The organism is Candidatus Baltobacteraceae bacterium, assembly GCA_036488875.1.
Lineage (GTDB): Bacteria > Vulcanimicrobiota > Vulcanimicrobiia > Vulcanimicrobiales > Vulcanimicrobiaceae > JAFAHZ01.
This window is the reverse complement of record DASXGW010000001.1, coordinates 219374-235376: the sequence shown is the minus strand read 5'-3', so window position 1 is coordinate 235376 and position 16003 is coordinate 219374. Positions and strand designations below refer to the sequence as shown.

The following is a 16003-nucleotide window of genomic DNA, read 5'->3' as shown; positions in this document are numbered from 1 at the left end:
CGTTCGCAATGTCGATCCGATAAATTCGCATTCGATAACGATGAGCGTGGATACGACGCATCGCGTACAAACGATTCGGCCGTTGCGCGCGTTGGGGACGTCGGTCGATTCCGATCCGAAGGGTCATCTCGATCAAATCTACTCGCCGGCCAACACCCAGCTCATGTTGAGCACGGGCCTGGGAACGCTCACGTATCGCCTCTACACCGAGCTCTCGATTCAGGATTGGCACTGGAATCCCAACGGCACGTTCAGCGACGCCTCCAATAAGCGCGGTTACTGGACGAGCAGCGCAACGCCTTCGGATGCGACGATTAGCGATTCGTTCGGTTATCGCTTGCCCCGGCGCGGTTCGTCGCGCGATCAGGGCGCCGACGACGGCTACTCCCGGATCGACGACGGCGATTCCTCGACGTATTGGAAAAGCGATCCGTACTTGTCGCACGCCTATACCGGCGAGCCCGATTCCGCGAATCCGCAGTGGATCGTGACGCAATTCTTAGCGCCGCAACGGATCGACGCCGTACGCGTCCATTGGATGAATCCGTATGCGACGCGATATTCGGTTCAATATTGGACCGGAGCGCAAGACGTCGTACTGCATCCGTCGTCGGCGGAGTGGAAAACGTTTTCTTCCGCGACCGTTACGAACGGTGGGGGCGGCATCGCGACGATCCGCTTGGCGACCACGCCGGTGAAGACGCCGGCGGTACGCGTCCTCATGACGCGCTCGTCGGGAAGCTGCGACGCAAACGGCAGAGGCGATCCGCGAAACTGTGCGGGCTATGCGGTCGAGGATCTAGGAGTCGGACGTATTGATGCTGCAGGGCGTTTCCAGGACCTCGTCGTTCGCTCGAAATACGGCTCCTGTCACGGAGCCGAGGTTTGCACGCCCGATCCAAAACGCCAAACCTTGATGTGGACGTCGTCGACGGATCCCTGGCACGACGATACCGATAAGGTCACCAACGATCAGGACCAGCCGGGGCTCGATCTCATCGCGCGCAGCCCGCTGACGCGCGGCCTGCCCACGATCTATCCGGTTGCGGTCTTCTACAGCACGCCGGAGAACGCCGCGAACGAGGTGCGCTACATGGAAGCACGCCACTATCCGATCGCCTATATCGAGATGGGCGAAGAGGTCGACGGGCAATACGCGCTGCCCGAAGACTACGGCGCACTCTACATTCAGTTCGCGCAAGCGATCCATGCGGTCGATCGGAACGTCAAGCTAGGCGGCCCGATCTTCGAGGGCGTCAACGACGACGAGCGCGCGTGGCCGAACGCAAGCGGCGATACCTCGTGGCTGCACCGCTTCATCGCATATTTAAAGCGGCGCGGTCATCTGCGCGATCTCGCCTTCATGTCGTACGAGCATTACCCGTTCCACAACTGCGATAGCGGCGCGCTTCGGCAAGACGATTTGGTCTCCGAGCCGGCGCTCGTGCGCCACATGGCGCAGACGTGGCGCGCCGACGGCGTTCCGGCGAACGTTCCACTGTTGGAAACCGAAGACAACTTCTCGGCCGACGGAACCGGTGCGCCGCAACGCGTCTACGGCGCGCTGTGGACGGGTGACTTTTTCGGCGCATCGCTCGCGTCGGGTATCTCCTACGCGACGTTCTACCAAGCCGAACCCGAGCCGCTCGATTTCAACGAACGCTGCAAGACGTGGGGCGCCTACAATCCCTATATGGTCGACGAGCATTATACGGTGCAGGCCAAAGGCGCAGCTTACTACGCGTTACAGCTGATCACGCGCGACTGGGCGCTTCCGGGGGACGATCCGCACGGCGTCTATCCGGTCGCGACGAGCTTGGGCGACAACAAGCCTTTGGTAACCGCGTACGCATTGAAACGGCCGGACGGCACCTGGTCGATTCTCGTCGTGAATAAGGACACCGCGACCCGCGTCTTCACCGTCGAATTCGACGGCGCGCAAAGCCGCCGGCACTTCGCCGGCACGGTGCATTTCGCAGATTTCGGCCGCCACCAGTTCGGATGGACGGGGCGCAATCCCGCCGACCCGCCGAATCCGGACCTGGGAGTTATACACGCGACCCGGTTCAAACTCAACGGATCGACGAGGTTTGCGATCTCTCCAGCGTCGCTCGAAGTGTTAAGCGGAAAGATCGATCCAAACTAACACTATAAACGAATGGGCGCCGCGATTGCAGGGCCCCGCGAACCGCGCTTTCACGTTAGAGCCCGATCTGACCGATGTTCGCAATGAAGCGCTGCGTTGCGGGAGAGTCCCACCAGTTGGCGACGATCGCCTCCAGCTGCGGAACGGCGCGCAACGCGCCGACGTGCTTCTGAATCGTTTTTGCGTCAGGCTTATCCGCGGTCACTTCGGCATGAAGCTCGTCGACCGTCCCGTGTGCCGGATGCCGCTCCGGCAAAGCCGCATGAAAGTCCTCGACCGGCAGCAAGGTTTCGGCTTGCGCCATTGCCTCTTCGTTTTCGAACATTCCGGTGTCGTCGGCAGCGCTCACTTCCCGCCGCCAATTTTCTTGTCTATCGCTCATCTGAGGACGCTTCTCGCTCGCACTTACACTTCTTGCACTCAAAAAGAGAGAAGCCGGCAGGGGCTGCCGGCTTCTCCCACGACGTCGTCGCACATCCGATAGCGTGAGTCAGGTTCCGTTTATGGAGACGATGATGCACTCGGCTCCGGGCTCGGATGCTACCTCGATGTACCGACGACGAAGTCGTAGTTCTGTCCGCCGACCATGCTGAGACCCGGCGACAGTGGGGCAAAGATCCACGGATTGTCGGTGATCGCTGCCGGTCCGGCGACCGGAACGGCGTTCCAGTGCGCGGCACCCGCCGAGTGACCGCTGCCTTTTCCGTGGCGGGCGATGGCAAAGATGTAGACGTTACCGGTGATGTTTCCGTGGCTCGACACGCAGACCGGCACAATCGACGGACTTGCCGCCAGCGCGAGCGGAGCGCTGGTCGGCGCGACGTACGGCGTGATACCGCCCAAACCGCGATGCCCGCACGACCGGTGCGCGATCGCGGTGAAGCTGGTTCCGTCGAACGTCAAGCCCGCAAAGACGTGGCGGATGACGACGGTGGAGGATGAAGTGTCGACCCGCATGGACGGCGCTCCGGGCGCACTAGCGGAAGGGATTCCGCTACCGGAAGGGCCGGTGCAAGCTGCAAAAACTGCCGCCGCGGCTAAGCCGAGCGCCAGCGATAGCGAGTTACGCTTCACAGAATGTCTCCCAAAAAGGCTCCGAACACGAGTGCATCCTCCACGGCCTAGCGTACGGCCGCGGGGCGCGGAAAAATATCGCGCAAACTACCTAGATTACGTAAGGGGGCTGGGCCTAGAGGCCCGATACGCCGATCGGTGACCCCAGGCCGGTGGCCAGGTCGAAGCCCGAAGCGCCGACGTCGCGGAAGTCGGCGGGATTGGCATACGCGAACGCCGGGCCCGCGGGATGTCCCGACAAGGCGTACGCCGCCGCGATGACCGGCGCGCCGACGCTCGTACCGCCCGCCACGACCCAGCCGCCCGACTGCGTCGAGAACATCGTCACGCCGGTTTGGGGATCCGCGACTACCGCCATATCGACCGTCGAGCGAGTCGAGCAGAGCCTCGGTTGGAACGCGGGTCGCGGCTCGTAGCCGCTACAGCCTTGCCCGCCGTACTTCCAGGCTGACTCATTCGGGGAAGCGCCGCTTTGCGCGACGGTGAGGCCGCCCACCGACGTGACGTACGGTGATGCAGCCGGGTAATACGGGAAGGCCTTATCGCCCGAGCTGGCTGTGATCGCCACGCCGGGATGATTGTAGTGAACGTCCTCGGCCGTCTCGTCCGACCACTCGTCGGCGTAATAACTGTTGCTGACGACGCGCGCGCCCAAGCGCACGGCCGTGTCGACGCTCGCGCCCAGATCGTCGATTGACGGCGAGTTTGCCTCGACCAACAAAATCGGGCAACGTGGGCACACCGCCGACACCATTTCGATGTCGAGCGAAATCTCTTGCGCCCACGCGCGGCTGGAGTGCGGGTATTTATCCGCATTGCCGTCTTGATTGACCTTGCGGAAACAGCCGTTCGCGGTGGTGCAGGCGCTCAAACCGAACTCAGCTCGGTATTTGTTGAGATCCTTCTCGGCTTGGCGGTTGTCGTAGGCATCGACGATGGCGACCGTCATGCCGGTCGCATGAACCGGAAATCCGTAAGTCTTGGCGAGTTGAGCCGGATGAATACCGGGGAGCCTGGACGCCGGAAAGTGCGGATTGCGCAACGCTGGAATGTGGATGTTCAAAGCCACCGGACAGCTGGCATTGTGAGAGCCGCCCTTAGCGTGACTGTGACCGTTGCCGTGGCCAGGGAACCCGCAGGGTAGCACCGCACCGGGCAGCGCGCTCGCACCGTGATCGGGCGTGACCGGCAGATCCCAGCCCGCGACCGAACCCGGAACCATCGACGGGCTCTGGGCGCATCCGGCGAGCATCACTGCGGCGGCGACTATAAGGAGATGACGACTGATGGTACGGCCTCCGGGCGGCTCCATGTTACCCTAGCGTTCTTCATTCTCCACCCACCCGGCGCCTATTGCAAGGGCTACGGCAGCCCGCCGGCTCCGGCAGCTCAGCTTCTTGCAGATCGACCGGACGTGGCTCTCGATGGTACGGGGACTGCGCGAGGTGCGTTCGGCCATGCTTTTGGTACTGCCCCCCGCGGCAAGCAACCGCAGGATCTCGCGCTCCGTCGCCGTCAAAGCCGCGTAGCCTCCCGTGTTCTCCGCCATCGGGAGCTGCTCGAGCAGACGCGCGATACCGCCGAACTGCTCGGCGCGCAACCGCTCCATCGTCGTTGCGATCCCGTCGTTACCGGCCGGCTCCAACGCCCTCCGATAGAACGCCCAACCTGCCTCCGCCAGCGCGTTCAAGCGCGACATCGCGGGATTGAGCTCGCGCTTGACCGCCGCCAAGTGCCGGTGCGCCGACGTTAGCCGCGCACGCGTCAACTCGGCGAACGCCAAGATCAGTTGCGCCCGCAGCGCGCGGCGCGTCGGCTTTCCCCAGCGCGCGATCGCCGTGTCCGCTGCGTCGATGGCGTCTTTGGTTTCGTCGCGCAGCCCCGCGGCGCACGCGTAGAGCGCGACTTCCGCGTAGTACTCCGCTCGCCGCTCGTCGGTGTGATGGTCGCGCGCCTGCGCGAGCAGCTCGTACGCGCGGCGAAACTGTCCGTGCCACGTGGCGCGCAACGCCATCGCCGGAAGGAGCACCTCGCTGCGATTCTGCGACAGCATTCCGGGAATTTCGGCGAGCAGCAGCTCGATGCGCTGGAGCGCCGCTTCGTTTCCGCGATCGGCCTCGATCCCGTACGACGCAATCAGACCGTAGAGCCGGCCTTGCACGCTGCCGCCTTTGCGCGCGCACTCGAGCAGCTTGTCGAGAATCGTCAGGCATGCGATCGGATCGTCCGAATCGTCGTAAGCAATTTGATAGAGCGCGCTGTACGCGCGGACGGCGACGTCGTAGAGATCGCGCGATAATGCAAGATCCACCGACAACGTGGCATAGCGGCGCGCGTTGTCGTGATCGGAGGCCTGACTGTAGACGTACGCCGCCTGTTGGTATAGCCTGGCGCGGGCGTCGTCGCCGACCGTCGGGTCGAGCAGCGAGAGCGCCGTGGCAATCGCGCCGAGCGCGCGTTGGTCTTGCGACGAGCGCGCATACGCCGTTGCGAGCGTCCCTAAGATCGGCACGCGCAACGCCGACGTGATTCCGTTATCGCCGGCGTAGGGCTCGAGCAGTTCGATGCAATCGCGCCCCTGACGCACGAGTTCGATCGCGTACCGGTGCACCAAAGTCAGGCGCAGGCCCGCGAACGTCGCTCGCTCGATCCCCGCCACGAAGCTGCGGGCGGCCGGCTCGAAATGTCCGCGCGCCGCTTCGAGCATCGCCTGCAACCCTAGCGCCGTGGCACTTTGGGCGCGCAGTTCTTCGGGAACGGCTTCGAGCGCGACGGAGAGCGCACCGGCTTGCCCGCGCTCGAAAAGACCGAAGCCGTCAGTCGTCAAGACTTGCAAGATCGCCGGCGCGTCCTTTGCTTTCGTATACAACGCCAACGCACCGGCCGGATCGCGGCGCTCTTCGAGCAATCGCGCGGCCGCCATCGCCGCGCTCTTCCACGCTTCGCGACCCCGCCGGAGCAGTTCGCTTTCGAGATACTCGCGGAAGAGATCGTGATAGCGAAACTCGCCCGGCGCCGTCTCGTTCAAAAACGCAACGCCTTGGCGCAAGTCTTCGATGAAATCGTTCGTGCCGCCGAGTGCGTGCGCGATCGACGCGTCGAACGACGAAAACACCGACGTTGCGAGCAAAAAGTCGCGTTGCACCGGCGAGACGCGCTCGAAGACCTGTTCGGCGAGATAGCGGTAGATCAGGTCGCGCGTGGTAGCGCCGCGCAGTTCCTCGGCTTGCGTCTGCGTGCGCAGCGCGATCGCGAACGCGACGGGCCAGCCGTCGGTCAGCGTCCACAGCGATTCGACGTCCGCAGCGTCCATCGCGGGCCGCTCGGTGCGCGCCGTTACCAGCGCTTCTTCCAACGTGAACCGCAGATCGTTGCGATCGATCGGTAAATCCATTTTTCCGTATGCCAGCCACGAGGCCGCCGGAAGGCCGGCATCGGATCGGCTTGCGAGAATCCACGACATTCGCTCGGCGGTGCGCTCGACGAGTGTGGTGAGAAACGTCATGCAATCCGGATCCGGCGCCGCAAAATGCAGATCGTCGACGACGATCGTTGCCGTCATTCGCTTGAAATGCTCGGCAAACCATTCGGAGAGCAAACCGGGCGCGGCCGCCGTCGACAGTACGTTCCCGGGTTCTTGCAGCGCTGGGAACGACGCGACGATGCTGGGAACGACGGGCTGCAGCACTTCGCCGAAGCGCCGCGCGAATGCCAAGAGCGTATTTTCTTCGGGGCGAACGTCGAAGCGCACCGCTTCCATGCCGGCTTGGCGCAGAAAATCGTCGAGCGCCACGCTCTTACCGAATCCGGCCGGCGCCGTCACGAGCACGATCGGATAGCGCGCGGCATGAGCCAGGCGATCGTTGAGCCGGGGACGAGTCAAGTGCGCTGTTCGCACGCGATGCTATTTACGGCCCGAGAATAATTTCGCCTTCGGATGCCAATGGGATAGCCATTCTTGAACCACGAGTTCAAAAACGCGGAATCGGCAGCAGCGCGCGCACGCGCGAACGGTAGGCTTCGTATTCCGGGCCGAACGTCTCGAGCAGCATCTTTTCTTCGACGCGCATCTTGAGCGCCAGGCCGATAGCCCCTGCTATCACCGGACCGGCATAGGGTCCGACGCCGCACGCCAGCGCGGTTCCAACGAGCATCGCCAAAACGCCGGTGTAAATCGGATGACGCGCGACGGCAAACGGGCCGTTCGTGCGCAGTTGATGCCCCGACCGCTGCGACGGGATGCCAGTCCACATCGTGCCTAGCGTAAAGCGCGCCCACAATGCAAACGCCGTTCCGGCAATGACGAACGCGATGCCGATGCCCTGCAGCACCGGGGAAACGACGACCATCGCATCCCACACGCTGGTGGGAACGAGCCACGATGCAAACCAAGCGATGCCCGCGCCGAGCAAAATCGTCGGCGAAAACGCGCGGCGATCGATTTTCGGTGCGCGCAGCAGATTATAGATCCAGCCGGTAATCCACACGCCGGCGAAGATCAGCCAACAGCTCAGCACCGTCCAGACGACGGCCGGATCGGGATCGTAGGGCATTACCGGTACGATACCCACCGGCCGGCCGTCCGATTCAAAACAGGCGCGCCTGCAGCCAGTCCAGCCGGTCGTGGCGCGCGAGCGGCACGTTGAGATCGTGATGGGCCTCGTACACGTACATCGCCCGCGGCGGCGGAGCGGCCGAGAAGAACCCGGTCGCGTGTTCGGCGCTTACATATTGGTCGTGCGACGCGAACTGAAACAAGAATCCGTGCGCCGTCGAGCGCATCAAATACGCAAGCGGATCGAGCGGCGCCATCTGCGCGCGATAAGCGTCGACGTCGGCCGGCTTCTTCCCGAGCAAATACCAATCCGCAAACGACGTCGTACCGGCCATGAGCACGTAGTAACGCGGACGCGAATCGACGCCGGCGAGCACGGCGCCGTACATCGCGCCGAAATCGTGCGCCACGTACGCGATCCGACCGGGATCGACGCCGGGCTGCGCGAGCAACAGATCCAGCGAGCGGCGCAAATCGACGACTTGATCGATCGAGTGTTTGTAATCGGTATCCGGCGATCGTACCGCCGAAAACCAATCGCGCCTCCCGTTCACGACGGTCGACCACATCGCGTCGAGCAGAACGCACGTCGCGCCTTTGGCGGCGAGCGCTCGCGCGTCGGGCTCGAACTCCTTATGGTTGGTCGTTGCGTCGTCTCCGAGCCAATGCACGAAGAGCACGCCCGGTCCGTGCGCGGTTGCGTGCGCCGGCGCGACGATTTCCGCGGTCAGCCTCCGATCGCCCGACGCAAACGTTACCAGAGTGCGCCGCACGCCGTTTTCGACCGACGCGCTCTGCATGCTCGCCTGTAACGGCGCCGGCGTGTACGCGAACGCTGCAGCGGCCAACGGAATCACGCAGCACCCCTTTCCACGATCGCGCGCGCGAGCCGCGACGGAGCCGACGGCTCGGCGTAGAGATACAGCGTTGGTTCGATGAGCTCGACTTCGAGAATGCACGGCCGTCCGCCGTCGTCGCGCACGACGTCGACGCGAGCGTAGACGTGTCCCGGCGGCGACGCACGCAACGCCGCCGTCGCAACGGCGATCTCGTCGCCGGTCGCAGGGACGGGAACTTCGCCCGAGGTACCCGGCGGCATGCTCGCGCGATCGCCGAGCCGCTGGCTGGCGTGCATGAACGGCGCCTTGGTCACCGCGTGCGAATATTGATTGTCGATAAAGACGAGCGCGCGCTCGTGATGCGTCGCGATGCTTTCCAGGTATGGCTGGACGATTGCGTCGCCGGTTTCCAGCAGTTCCCGTACGTGCGCGCTGCCTTCGCGAACCTGCGCGGGGTCGCGGCGAACGTGCATGACGTTGTGCGCCGATCCGCCGTGCGCCGGCTTGATCACCGCCTCGCGCCAGTTCCGGCGCGCTAACAGCGCGGGCAAGTCGACCGCCGTTCCGTGCTCGAGCCACTCGCTTGGCACCACGGGAACGCCGCGCTGCTCCAGATCGCGCAGATAGAACTTATGCGCGTTCCAACGGACGACCGACGGCGGATTCACCAGATGCGTACGCTGCGAAACGTCGTCGACCCAGGCAGCGAACTCGCTCGGCCGGCGATGATAGTCCCAGGTCGAGCGCAGCACGCACAGATCGGCCGAGCCCCAATCGACGCTCGCGTCGGTCCAAACGGCCGGTCGCACGCGAACGCCGAGGTCGGCCAGCGCCCGCGCCGCGAGCTCGTCGTCGGGATCGAAGCCCGGCAGCTCTTCACAGGTGACAAACAGGCAATCAGTCATTTTTACCGGGGTAAGAGGAAGCATGAGGATTGTGGTCGCTTTCTCGCTCTTCGCCGCTTTTGCCGCGTGCTCCGGCGGCCAACAACGCAATGCGCAGGACGCCGGTAACGACGCCTATGCGACCGTCGCCGTGAAAGCGAAACTGGCCGGGGTCGACGTCGACTCCGCCGATGCGGTCGGTGTTGCCGCTTCGGGCGGGACCATAACGCTCACCGGCAAGGCGCATTCCGACGCGGAACGGCAAGCCTACGTCGCCGCCGCACGTTCGGTCGACGGCGTCCAAAACGTGGACGACCGGCTGGTCGTCGATCCCAACGAACGCGGCGTCCGCGAGCAATCGGCGGACGTCACCTTGGCCGGCAAAGTCTCGGCTGCGATTGCGGGACAAGCCGGAATCAACGTCTTTCACGTCAAGGTCAGCGCGCGCGACGGCGTCGTCGCGCTCGACGGAGCGGTACCGTCGGCATCGATCGCGCGCACGATCGTCGATACGGCGCGCGGCGTCGACGGCGTCAAGCGCGTCGAGTCGCGAATCGCCGTTCATCCATAGTTCACGTCTGCCTGAAGCGTCCTCGTGCTACAATCCGGGGGTGCGCGAATCCAGACGGGTCCCCCTTAGTCCCGATCCCGACGTCGCCGGCGTTGCCGAACTCTTCGGCGATCCCGTTCGCGCTGCAATGCTTCACGCGTTGCTCGGCGGCGGAGAGCTTCCGGCGACCGACCTCGCGTCGCGGGCGGGTGCATCGCCGCAAGCCGCCAGCGCCCACTTGGCCAAACTTGCCGGCGGCGGTCTGATCGAAGCGCGATCTTCGGGCCGGCAGCGTCTCTACCGCATCGTTTCGCCGAGTGTCGGGCACGCAATGGAAGCCCTCGCGGCCATCGCGGCACCCGTGCGCGTCCGCGCGCTCGGCCAAGCCACCACGATGCAGCGCTTGCGCGAAGCCCGCTCGTGCTACGACCATCTGGCGGGACGCGTCGGCGTCGCCGTCGCCGACCACTTGCTGGGCGGGAAGCTCCTCGACGTCGCGGATGCGGAGTTCGTGGTGACGCGCCGCGGCAAAACGTTCTTCGCCGCGTTGGATATCGACGTCGACGAGCTGCACGAGGAGCGCCGCACCTTCGCGCGGCAGTGCATCGATTGGACCGAACGACGGCCGCACGTTGCGGGTGCGCTCGGCGCATCGCTGCTCGAACGCTTTCTCGAACGGCGCTGGCTGGTTCGAAACTCGCGCGACCGCGCGCTGTCGCTCACGCCCACCGGCCGCACCGAGTTTGCCCGTCAGTTCGACGTGAGGATGACGTGATTGTAAAGAAGACGCACGCTTACCGGACGTCCTTGCACTGGAGCGCGGGCGACGGCGAAGGAACGGTGAACTATCGCAGCTACACTCGAAACTTCACCCTGTCATCGGGCGAGAAAAAGCCGATCGAAGGCTCCAGCGATCCGGCATTTCGCGGCGACGCGTCGCGTTACAATCCCGAAGAGCTGCTCGTTGCGTCGCTTTCGTCGTGCCACATGCTCTGGTATCTGCACCTGTGCGCCGTCAACGGCATCGTCGTCACCGCGTACCGCGACGACGCGTCGGGCGAAATGCGCGAAAACGACGACGGCTCGGGCGAGTTCGCGAAAGTGGTGCTGCGTCCGGTGGTGACGTTACGCGAAGGCAGCGACGAAGCCAAAGCCCGCGAACTGCATCATAAAGCGCATGAGATGTGCTTCATCGCTCGCTCGATGAACTTCCCGGTGGAAATCGAAACCTAGAATCGCGTTACTGCGGTTCGGTGAGGACGTTTTTCATCGCCGCGATCGGCGTCCACAAATAACGGCCGGGCTGCGCGGGGCCGAGGCTCTCAAACGAGATCGTCACGCGCTCGTAGAGGTGGCGCCCGGAACCGACCGGTGCGAGGGCTTGCTCCGATGCGATGTATTGCGCGCCGTTGACCGTCGCAAACGTAATCGCCCACGGGACGTTGCTGTTGATGAAGTTCCCTTGCGTTACGAGCTTAACGGTCCCAAACGTCTGCGTATCGACCCACAGGTCGCGCAGCCGCAGCCGTCCCGGATCGTGCGTTGGGCGCAGCGACAGGTGATAGGCTTGGACGCCGTCGACGGAATCGACGCCGTCGAAGGTGATCGCGTAATCGCGGTCGGTCGACGTGACGCGTCCGATTTCTTTGAGTCCCTCGGCGTCGCTGAGCTTCTGCGCCTTCGCGGCCGACATCGGATCGTTGAACTGCCGGCGAATCTCCTCGACGAGCGCCGCTTGATCCGCCTGCGACGTCGCTACCGCGGGCACGTAAGCCGCGATGCCGAACGAGTAATTGGGCGCGAGCATCGGAACGCCAAGGAAGTCGACGGCATCTTCGGGGTGGCCGACGTGCCGTTTGAACAGCGTCATCCAGTCGCGCTTGGGCTCCAACGTGATAGTGGTGCCGGTGGGGACGTGAGGCTGTGCTCGTTCTTCTTCGCTCACCCCATTCATGTAAATGTGGTCGTGCGTCGCGTCGTAGATCGCGCGGTAGTGCGTCGTCTTCGGGACGCCGCGCTCGTCGACGACGACGGCGATCGTATACGCCACGTATTCGGGATAGTGCTGAGCCAGCCACACGGCACGCGCGTGTCCGTACAGCTGGTAGGGATTCGGGGCGATCGCCGCGCGTGCAGTCGTGCACAGCGACGCCGCGATCGCGACGACCCACAGCAGACGTTTCATCGGGCTACGGCCCCGAACTCGGTACCGCGCGATAGACGGCGACCTGATCGGACACGATCCTTTCCCGCACGACGAAGCTCGATCCGGAAGTCAACCGGATCGCCCAGTGCTTCGACGCGTGGGCCGCGTTCGCATTGAATCGCTCGTCGGGGACGTCCGAGAAGCGGTCGTACCGGTAGAGCGTATAGTCCGTGCCCGCTCGCAGGCCGGAGACGGTAACCGTCAGCACGATCGGCATCGGCTTCGGGCGCGCGTTCGAATGGTTGCGCATCTTCGGTTTTTCGTAGTTTACGTTGGTTGCCACGCGTACCGGCAGCGTTTCGTGGTGCGGGTCCGATACGCCCATAATCGCGATGCCGTAGTCGCGAACGCCTGCCGGGAGTGAGTACGGGGGAGCGGTATGCGCGTTGGCTTGCGTGCGCGTCCGCGCGAACGCTGAATCCTGATAGGTAAACAGGTAGGGGCGGGGCGGCCCCCAGAGGCCGCTGTCGCTGAACGTCACCGACGTCGCGCCGGCCGCGACGACCGGAACGATATGGTCGTACGACGCATCGCCCGCCTGCGGATTCGTGTGTCCGTAAAACTTGTACTCGTTGGTGTACACGCCGATGATGACCGGACGGTGCGCCGCGACGTTCTGCTCGATCCAGCCGAGAAACGACGCCGGCGACGCCGACGCATCGTTCCATTTGACCATCGTGAGATGCATGACGTTCGCGGCGTGCTGCGCGTTGACGCCGAGCAAGAGCTGACTCTGCTGCCGATTCTGTGGGATGCCGTCGCTGGCGATCGAGCGAACGTCGTACTGCGACGCCCATTGGCCGTAGTAAAGTCCGGCGCTGATAAACGACGTCTCGCCGCAGTAACCGAAGTTCGCGTTCCACTGCAGCCGCGGCGGAATATCGTTGTGGACCGCGGGCGCGACGATCGCCGGCCCGCTCGCGGGAACCGTTGAAGGGAGGCCTTCCCACGCGCTGCATCCTGAAAGCAGTATCGCGCCGAGCGCAATAAGGTAGCGTCGCACGAGGTACCGGTTCGACGTGGCGGGCGCTTTCCTCTGGAAGCGCGAAGCGCCGCTCATGCAGTTTCTGTCAATTTCGCGCCGGCTTACCGAGCGCTTCAGCGACGAACAGTTTTCGGCTCACATCGGCGCTGAGCGCGAACGCGTGCGCGAACTCTACCGCGACGGCGTGGTGCGCGCGATCTGGAGCCGCAAGGACGCGGCCGGCGCCGTCATGCTGCTGGAATGTACCGACGAAGCCGCCGCAAAACAGGCGGTCGGCTCGCTTCCCCTGGCGCAGCGCGACATGCTCGAAGTACAGATCGTGCCGCTCCAGCCCTATCCGGCCTTTTTCCCAATAAACGCTTAGAGTGCTCGCCGCGCTCGTAGTCGCTGCGACGCTCGGCGAAGCGTCGTACACGTTGTCCGAGCAGCGTGTCGCGGTGCCTGCGGCGACTGCGTCACCTGCAAGTCCGGCCTGGTCGCATGCAATCGATCCGCCGGGCGACGGCAACATGCTCGCCATCGGCGACGGAATCGTCGCGTTCGCCGACAACGGCCGGCTCTGTGCGTATGACGACAAGACGGGCGCGGGTGTGTGGTGCGCCGGTGCGGGGAGCAGCCCGGTTTATGCGCCGGGAGTCGTCGTCTACGCCACGACCGGCAATGCCGTTCGCGCCGTCGACGCGCGAACCGGCTCGACGCGGTGGCAGATGAGTGACGCACATAGGATCTGGCGAACCGGAGACGGACTCGTGCTCGCGAGCGTTTCCGTTGAAGACCCGCAAACGCGCGTTTTTCACGCAACGCTTCAAGGCGTGAGCTTCAACGGAGCCGCGCGATGGTCGAAGACTCTTCCGGCCGACGGCGCGGAAGCGACGGCAACATCGCAGTACCTCATTTGGAGATGGTGTGAAGGCGGCGCCACGCTAACCTGTCAATCAGCGGTCGCCGCATACGACGGCGGTATCGTGGGAGAGGTCGCGGCCGACGTCCTGGGAGTAAACGGGTCACTCATCGTCGACGACTCCAGTTTCAATGACCTCGAAGAGGTTCAAGATCACTTTTTGATGTTCGACATCGGCGCGTTCGATTCGCGCAGAGGTACGTACGCGGCCCAGTTTACCTACGCACCCGATTATCAACAAAACCTCGCGCGTTGGAACGCCAACGCGTGCCAGGGCTCCAAAGACGCCGTTACCAGGCGTCTAGACGGCGATGATCTCTACGTAACAAGCTGCCGCAATCTCTATCGCTATCGACTCGCGCCCGCGGCCGGCCAGCGACCGCTGCTCCTGGCAAACGACGTGACGTTCTGGGGCGGCCCGTACCGCCAACGGCTTTACGTGGAACGCGACGACGGCATCTGGTCGCTCCAGCCAGGCGCCGATAGCGTCCGCGCACAACTCGTCGTGCCGTCGTCCCAGTTCGTTGCCGATTTCACGATCGCGACGGGAATGGGATTCGGCGTTTTTCGCGACGGGAGCGTGCATGGCTTCGATCTCGATTCCGGGCGCGCGACGTTCGAAGCGACGCCGTGTCACGGCGAAGGCTTCATCCCGGTTCGCGTTGCGGCGACGGAAAAACGCATCTTTATCGCCTGCGCGTCCGCGCGCTTTTGGACCCTATACGCGTACGCCCGCTGAGGCTTCGTGCGGCGCGATCCTAAGGGCGGCTGCGCTTGTAACGCGCTTGTTCGACAACTTCGTCAACTGCTGAAATAACCACGGCCGGGTGGTACAGCTGAATCGCATGGGGCGAGTTCTCAATGACGAAATGCGCACCGACGGTGGATAGTCCCGCAAGGCGCTCTTCGGCCTTGTCCTTAGCGACCCACTCTGCTTGCTGCGCGGCCACCGATACCGGACCGCCGTTGTCGATATCCTCGTTTTCTGAGTCGGTGAGTACGATGAGCGGAAGATTGCCGTATGGATGCTCGGCTGCGCGGACCTCCGCCGCGCTTTTGTCGCCGGCCTCGAGCTCTAGCTCCTCGTCTCTCCAGAGCGAACCTCGATTCAAGTGTTGGCCCTGCACTTCCGCAACGGCGCAAGCGGCGGGCGAAATCGCCGGACAACCGGCTGCGCGCAAGTGGCGGTTATACGCGGTAAGGCCGGGAAAGAACGCGCACGCTTCCCGCGAGACGTCTACCGCGCAGGTGTCGTACTGCTTGTACCAGTCGCGCACTTGCTGGTCGAACCATTGAGGCGGTTTTTTCATGACCGTCGTTACGATTTTCGAGTCGTCGGCGAGCGTCTCAAACTCTGAATCGGGATCGACCTCGACGAGGCCGGCGACCTCCTCTGGGAAACGGTACTGATACAGTCGCGTGTATAGGCCGCCGCTCGACCATCCGACGAGCACGTAGGGCGGCGCAATTCCTACTCTCCGCAGCAGTGCGTGCAAATCGCGCACGATCGCTGCCGCGTCCCGCGGCGCGCCAGCGAAATCACTGAAACCCAAACCGGCTCGATCGTACGAGCAGACTCTGGTTTTTCGTGAAATGGCCGGTTGCACCAGCCGCCAGGCGGCCGAATCGGCGACGAGCCCCGCCTCGAGGATCACCGTCGGCGAACCTTTTCCGGTGCACAGAATGTTCAGCCGGCGTCCGCCGACGTCGACGAGGCGTTGCGGGTGAAGATACCAATTGACGTTGTAGGGCGGCCGTTTGTGCGCCGGCGTCGCCGCGATTTGTGTTACAACCGCGGCGCCAATCACGGCAGCACGAAATAAGCATATCGATGCGTTCACGCGGAACCCCCTAGACGAAGCG

16 protein-coding genes are annotated in these 16003 nt (G+C 63.9%); 6 read left to right on the top strand and 10 right to left on the bottom strand.

Annotation, left to right across the window (positions count from 1 at the left end; genetic code table 11):
• Positions 1-46: 46 nt before the first annotated feature.
• On the top strand, positions 47-2146 hold the full coding sequence (locus VGG89_00955) for a discoidin domain-containing protein (protein HEY1975098.1): 2100 nt from the start codon (positions 47-49) through the stop codon (positions 2144-2146).
• Between the two features lie 55 nt (positions 2147-2201).
• Here the strand turns inward: VGG89_00955 and VGG89_00950 are convergent, their stop codons facing one another.
• The 7 genes from VGG89_00950 to VGG89_00920 all read right to left on the bottom strand — a co-directional run bounded on the left by VGG89_00950 (position 2202) and on the right by VGG89_00920 (position 9519).
• On the bottom strand, positions 2202-2528 hold the full coding sequence (locus tag VGG89_00950) for a hypothetical protein (protein HEY1975097.1): 327 nt from the start codon (positions 2526-2528) through the stop codon (positions 2202-2204).
• A 158-nt stretch (positions 2529-2686) separates the two neighbouring features.
• Positions 2687-3103 carry a hypothetical protein gene (locus VGG89_00945; protein ID HEY1975096.1) on the bottom strand — a complete coding sequence of 139 codons (417 nt, stop codon included), beginning with the start codon at positions 3101-3103 and terminating at the stop codon, positions 2687-2689.
• A gap of 232 nt (positions 3104-3335) precedes the next feature.
• Positions 3336-4532 (bottom strand): hypothetical protein, encoded by a 1197-nt coding sequence (locus VGG89_00940; GenBank protein ID HEY1975095.1) that lies wholly within the window; start codon positions 4530-4532, stop codon positions 3336-3338.
• Between the two features lie 6 nt (positions 4533-4538).
• Complete coding sequence (locus tag VGG89_00935; GenBank protein ID HEY1975094.1) at positions 4539-7118, bottom strand: LuxR C-terminal-related transcriptional regulator; 2580 nt, start codon at positions 7116-7118, stop codon at positions 4539-4541.
• Between the two features lie 73 nt (positions 7119-7191).
• Positions 7192-7773: an isoprenylcysteine carboxylmethyltransferase family protein gene (locus VGG89_00930; GenBank protein HEY1975093.1), complete on the bottom strand. Its 582-nt coding sequence runs from the start codon at positions 7771-7773 to the stop codon at positions 7192-7194.
• Positions 7774-7807: 34 nt separating this feature from the next.
• Positions 7808-8632 carry a hypothetical protein gene (locus VGG89_00925; GenBank protein HEY1975092.1) on the bottom strand — a complete coding sequence of 275 codons (825 nt, stop codon included), beginning with the start codon at positions 8630-8632 and terminating at the stop codon, positions 7808-7810.
• Positions 8629-9519, bottom strand: coding sequence for a hypothetical protein (locus VGG89_00920; protein ID HEY1975091.1), 891 nt, complete (start codon positions 9517-9519; stop codon positions 8629-8631). Before VGG89_00920 ends, VGG89_00925 begins: the two co-directional genes overlap by 4 nt.
• A gap of 22 nt (positions 9520-9541) precedes the next feature.
• Between VGG89_00920 and VGG89_00915 the strand changes: the two genes are divergently transcribed.
• From VGG89_00915 to VGG89_00905, 3 genes are read left to right on the top strand one after another with little or no spacing between them, the layout of a single operon-like run.
• The gene (locus VGG89_00915; protein HEY1975090.1) at positions 9542-10069 is read left to right on the top strand and encodes a BON domain-containing protein; all 528 of its coding nucleotides are present in this window, start codon (positions 9542-9544) and stop codon (positions 10067-10069) included.
• A 40-nt stretch (positions 10070-10109) separates the two neighbouring features.
• Positions 10110-10823 (top strand): metalloregulator ArsR/SmtB family transcription factor, encoded by a 714-nt coding sequence (locus VGG89_00910; GenBank protein HEY1975089.1) that lies wholly within the window; start codon positions 10110-10112, stop codon positions 10821-10823.
• Positions 10820-11281: an OsmC family protein gene (locus tag VGG89_00905; protein ID HEY1975088.1), complete on the top strand. Its 462-nt coding sequence runs from the start codon at positions 10820-10822 to the stop codon at positions 11279-11281. The genes VGG89_00910 and VGG89_00905 overlap by 4 nt, the downstream gene beginning before the upstream one ends.
• Before the next feature lie 7 nt (positions 11282-11288).
• On the opposite strand, the gene VGG89_00900 is transcribed toward VGG89_00905, so the two are convergent.
• On the bottom strand, positions 11289-12233 hold the full coding sequence (locus tag VGG89_00900; GenBank protein ID HEY1975087.1) for a hypothetical protein: 945 nt from the start codon (positions 12231-12233) through the stop codon (positions 11289-11291).
• 4 nt (positions 12234-12237) lie between these two features.
• On the bottom strand, positions 12238-13257 hold the full coding sequence (locus tag VGG89_00895; protein HEY1975086.1) for a hypothetical protein: 1020 nt from the start codon (positions 13255-13257) through the stop codon (positions 12238-12240).
• 16 nt (positions 13258-13273) lie between these two features.
• Between VGG89_00895 and VGG89_00890 the strand changes: the two genes are divergently transcribed.
• Together VGG89_00890 and VGG89_00885 are read left to right on the top strand one after the other, a co-directional pair.
• Positions 13274-13603 (top strand): muconolactone Delta-isomerase family protein, encoded by a 330-nt coding sequence (locus VGG89_00890; GenBank protein HEY1975085.1) that lies wholly within the window; start codon positions 13274-13276, stop codon positions 13601-13603.
• A 1-nt stretch (position 13604) separates the two neighbouring features.
• Positions 13605-14879, top strand: a complete 1275-nt coding sequence (locus tag VGG89_00885; protein HEY1975084.1) for a PQQ-binding-like beta-propeller repeat protein — start codon at positions 13605-13607, stop codon at positions 14877-14879.
• Between the two features lie 19 nt (positions 14880-14898).
• Here the strand turns inward: VGG89_00885 and VGG89_00880 are convergent, their stop codons facing one another.
• Complete coding sequence (locus tag VGG89_00880) at positions 14899-15948, bottom strand: alpha/beta hydrolase (protein HEY1975083.1); 1050 nt, start codon at positions 15946-15948, stop codon at positions 14899-14901.
• Between the last annotated feature and the right edge of the window lie 55 nt (positions 15949-16003).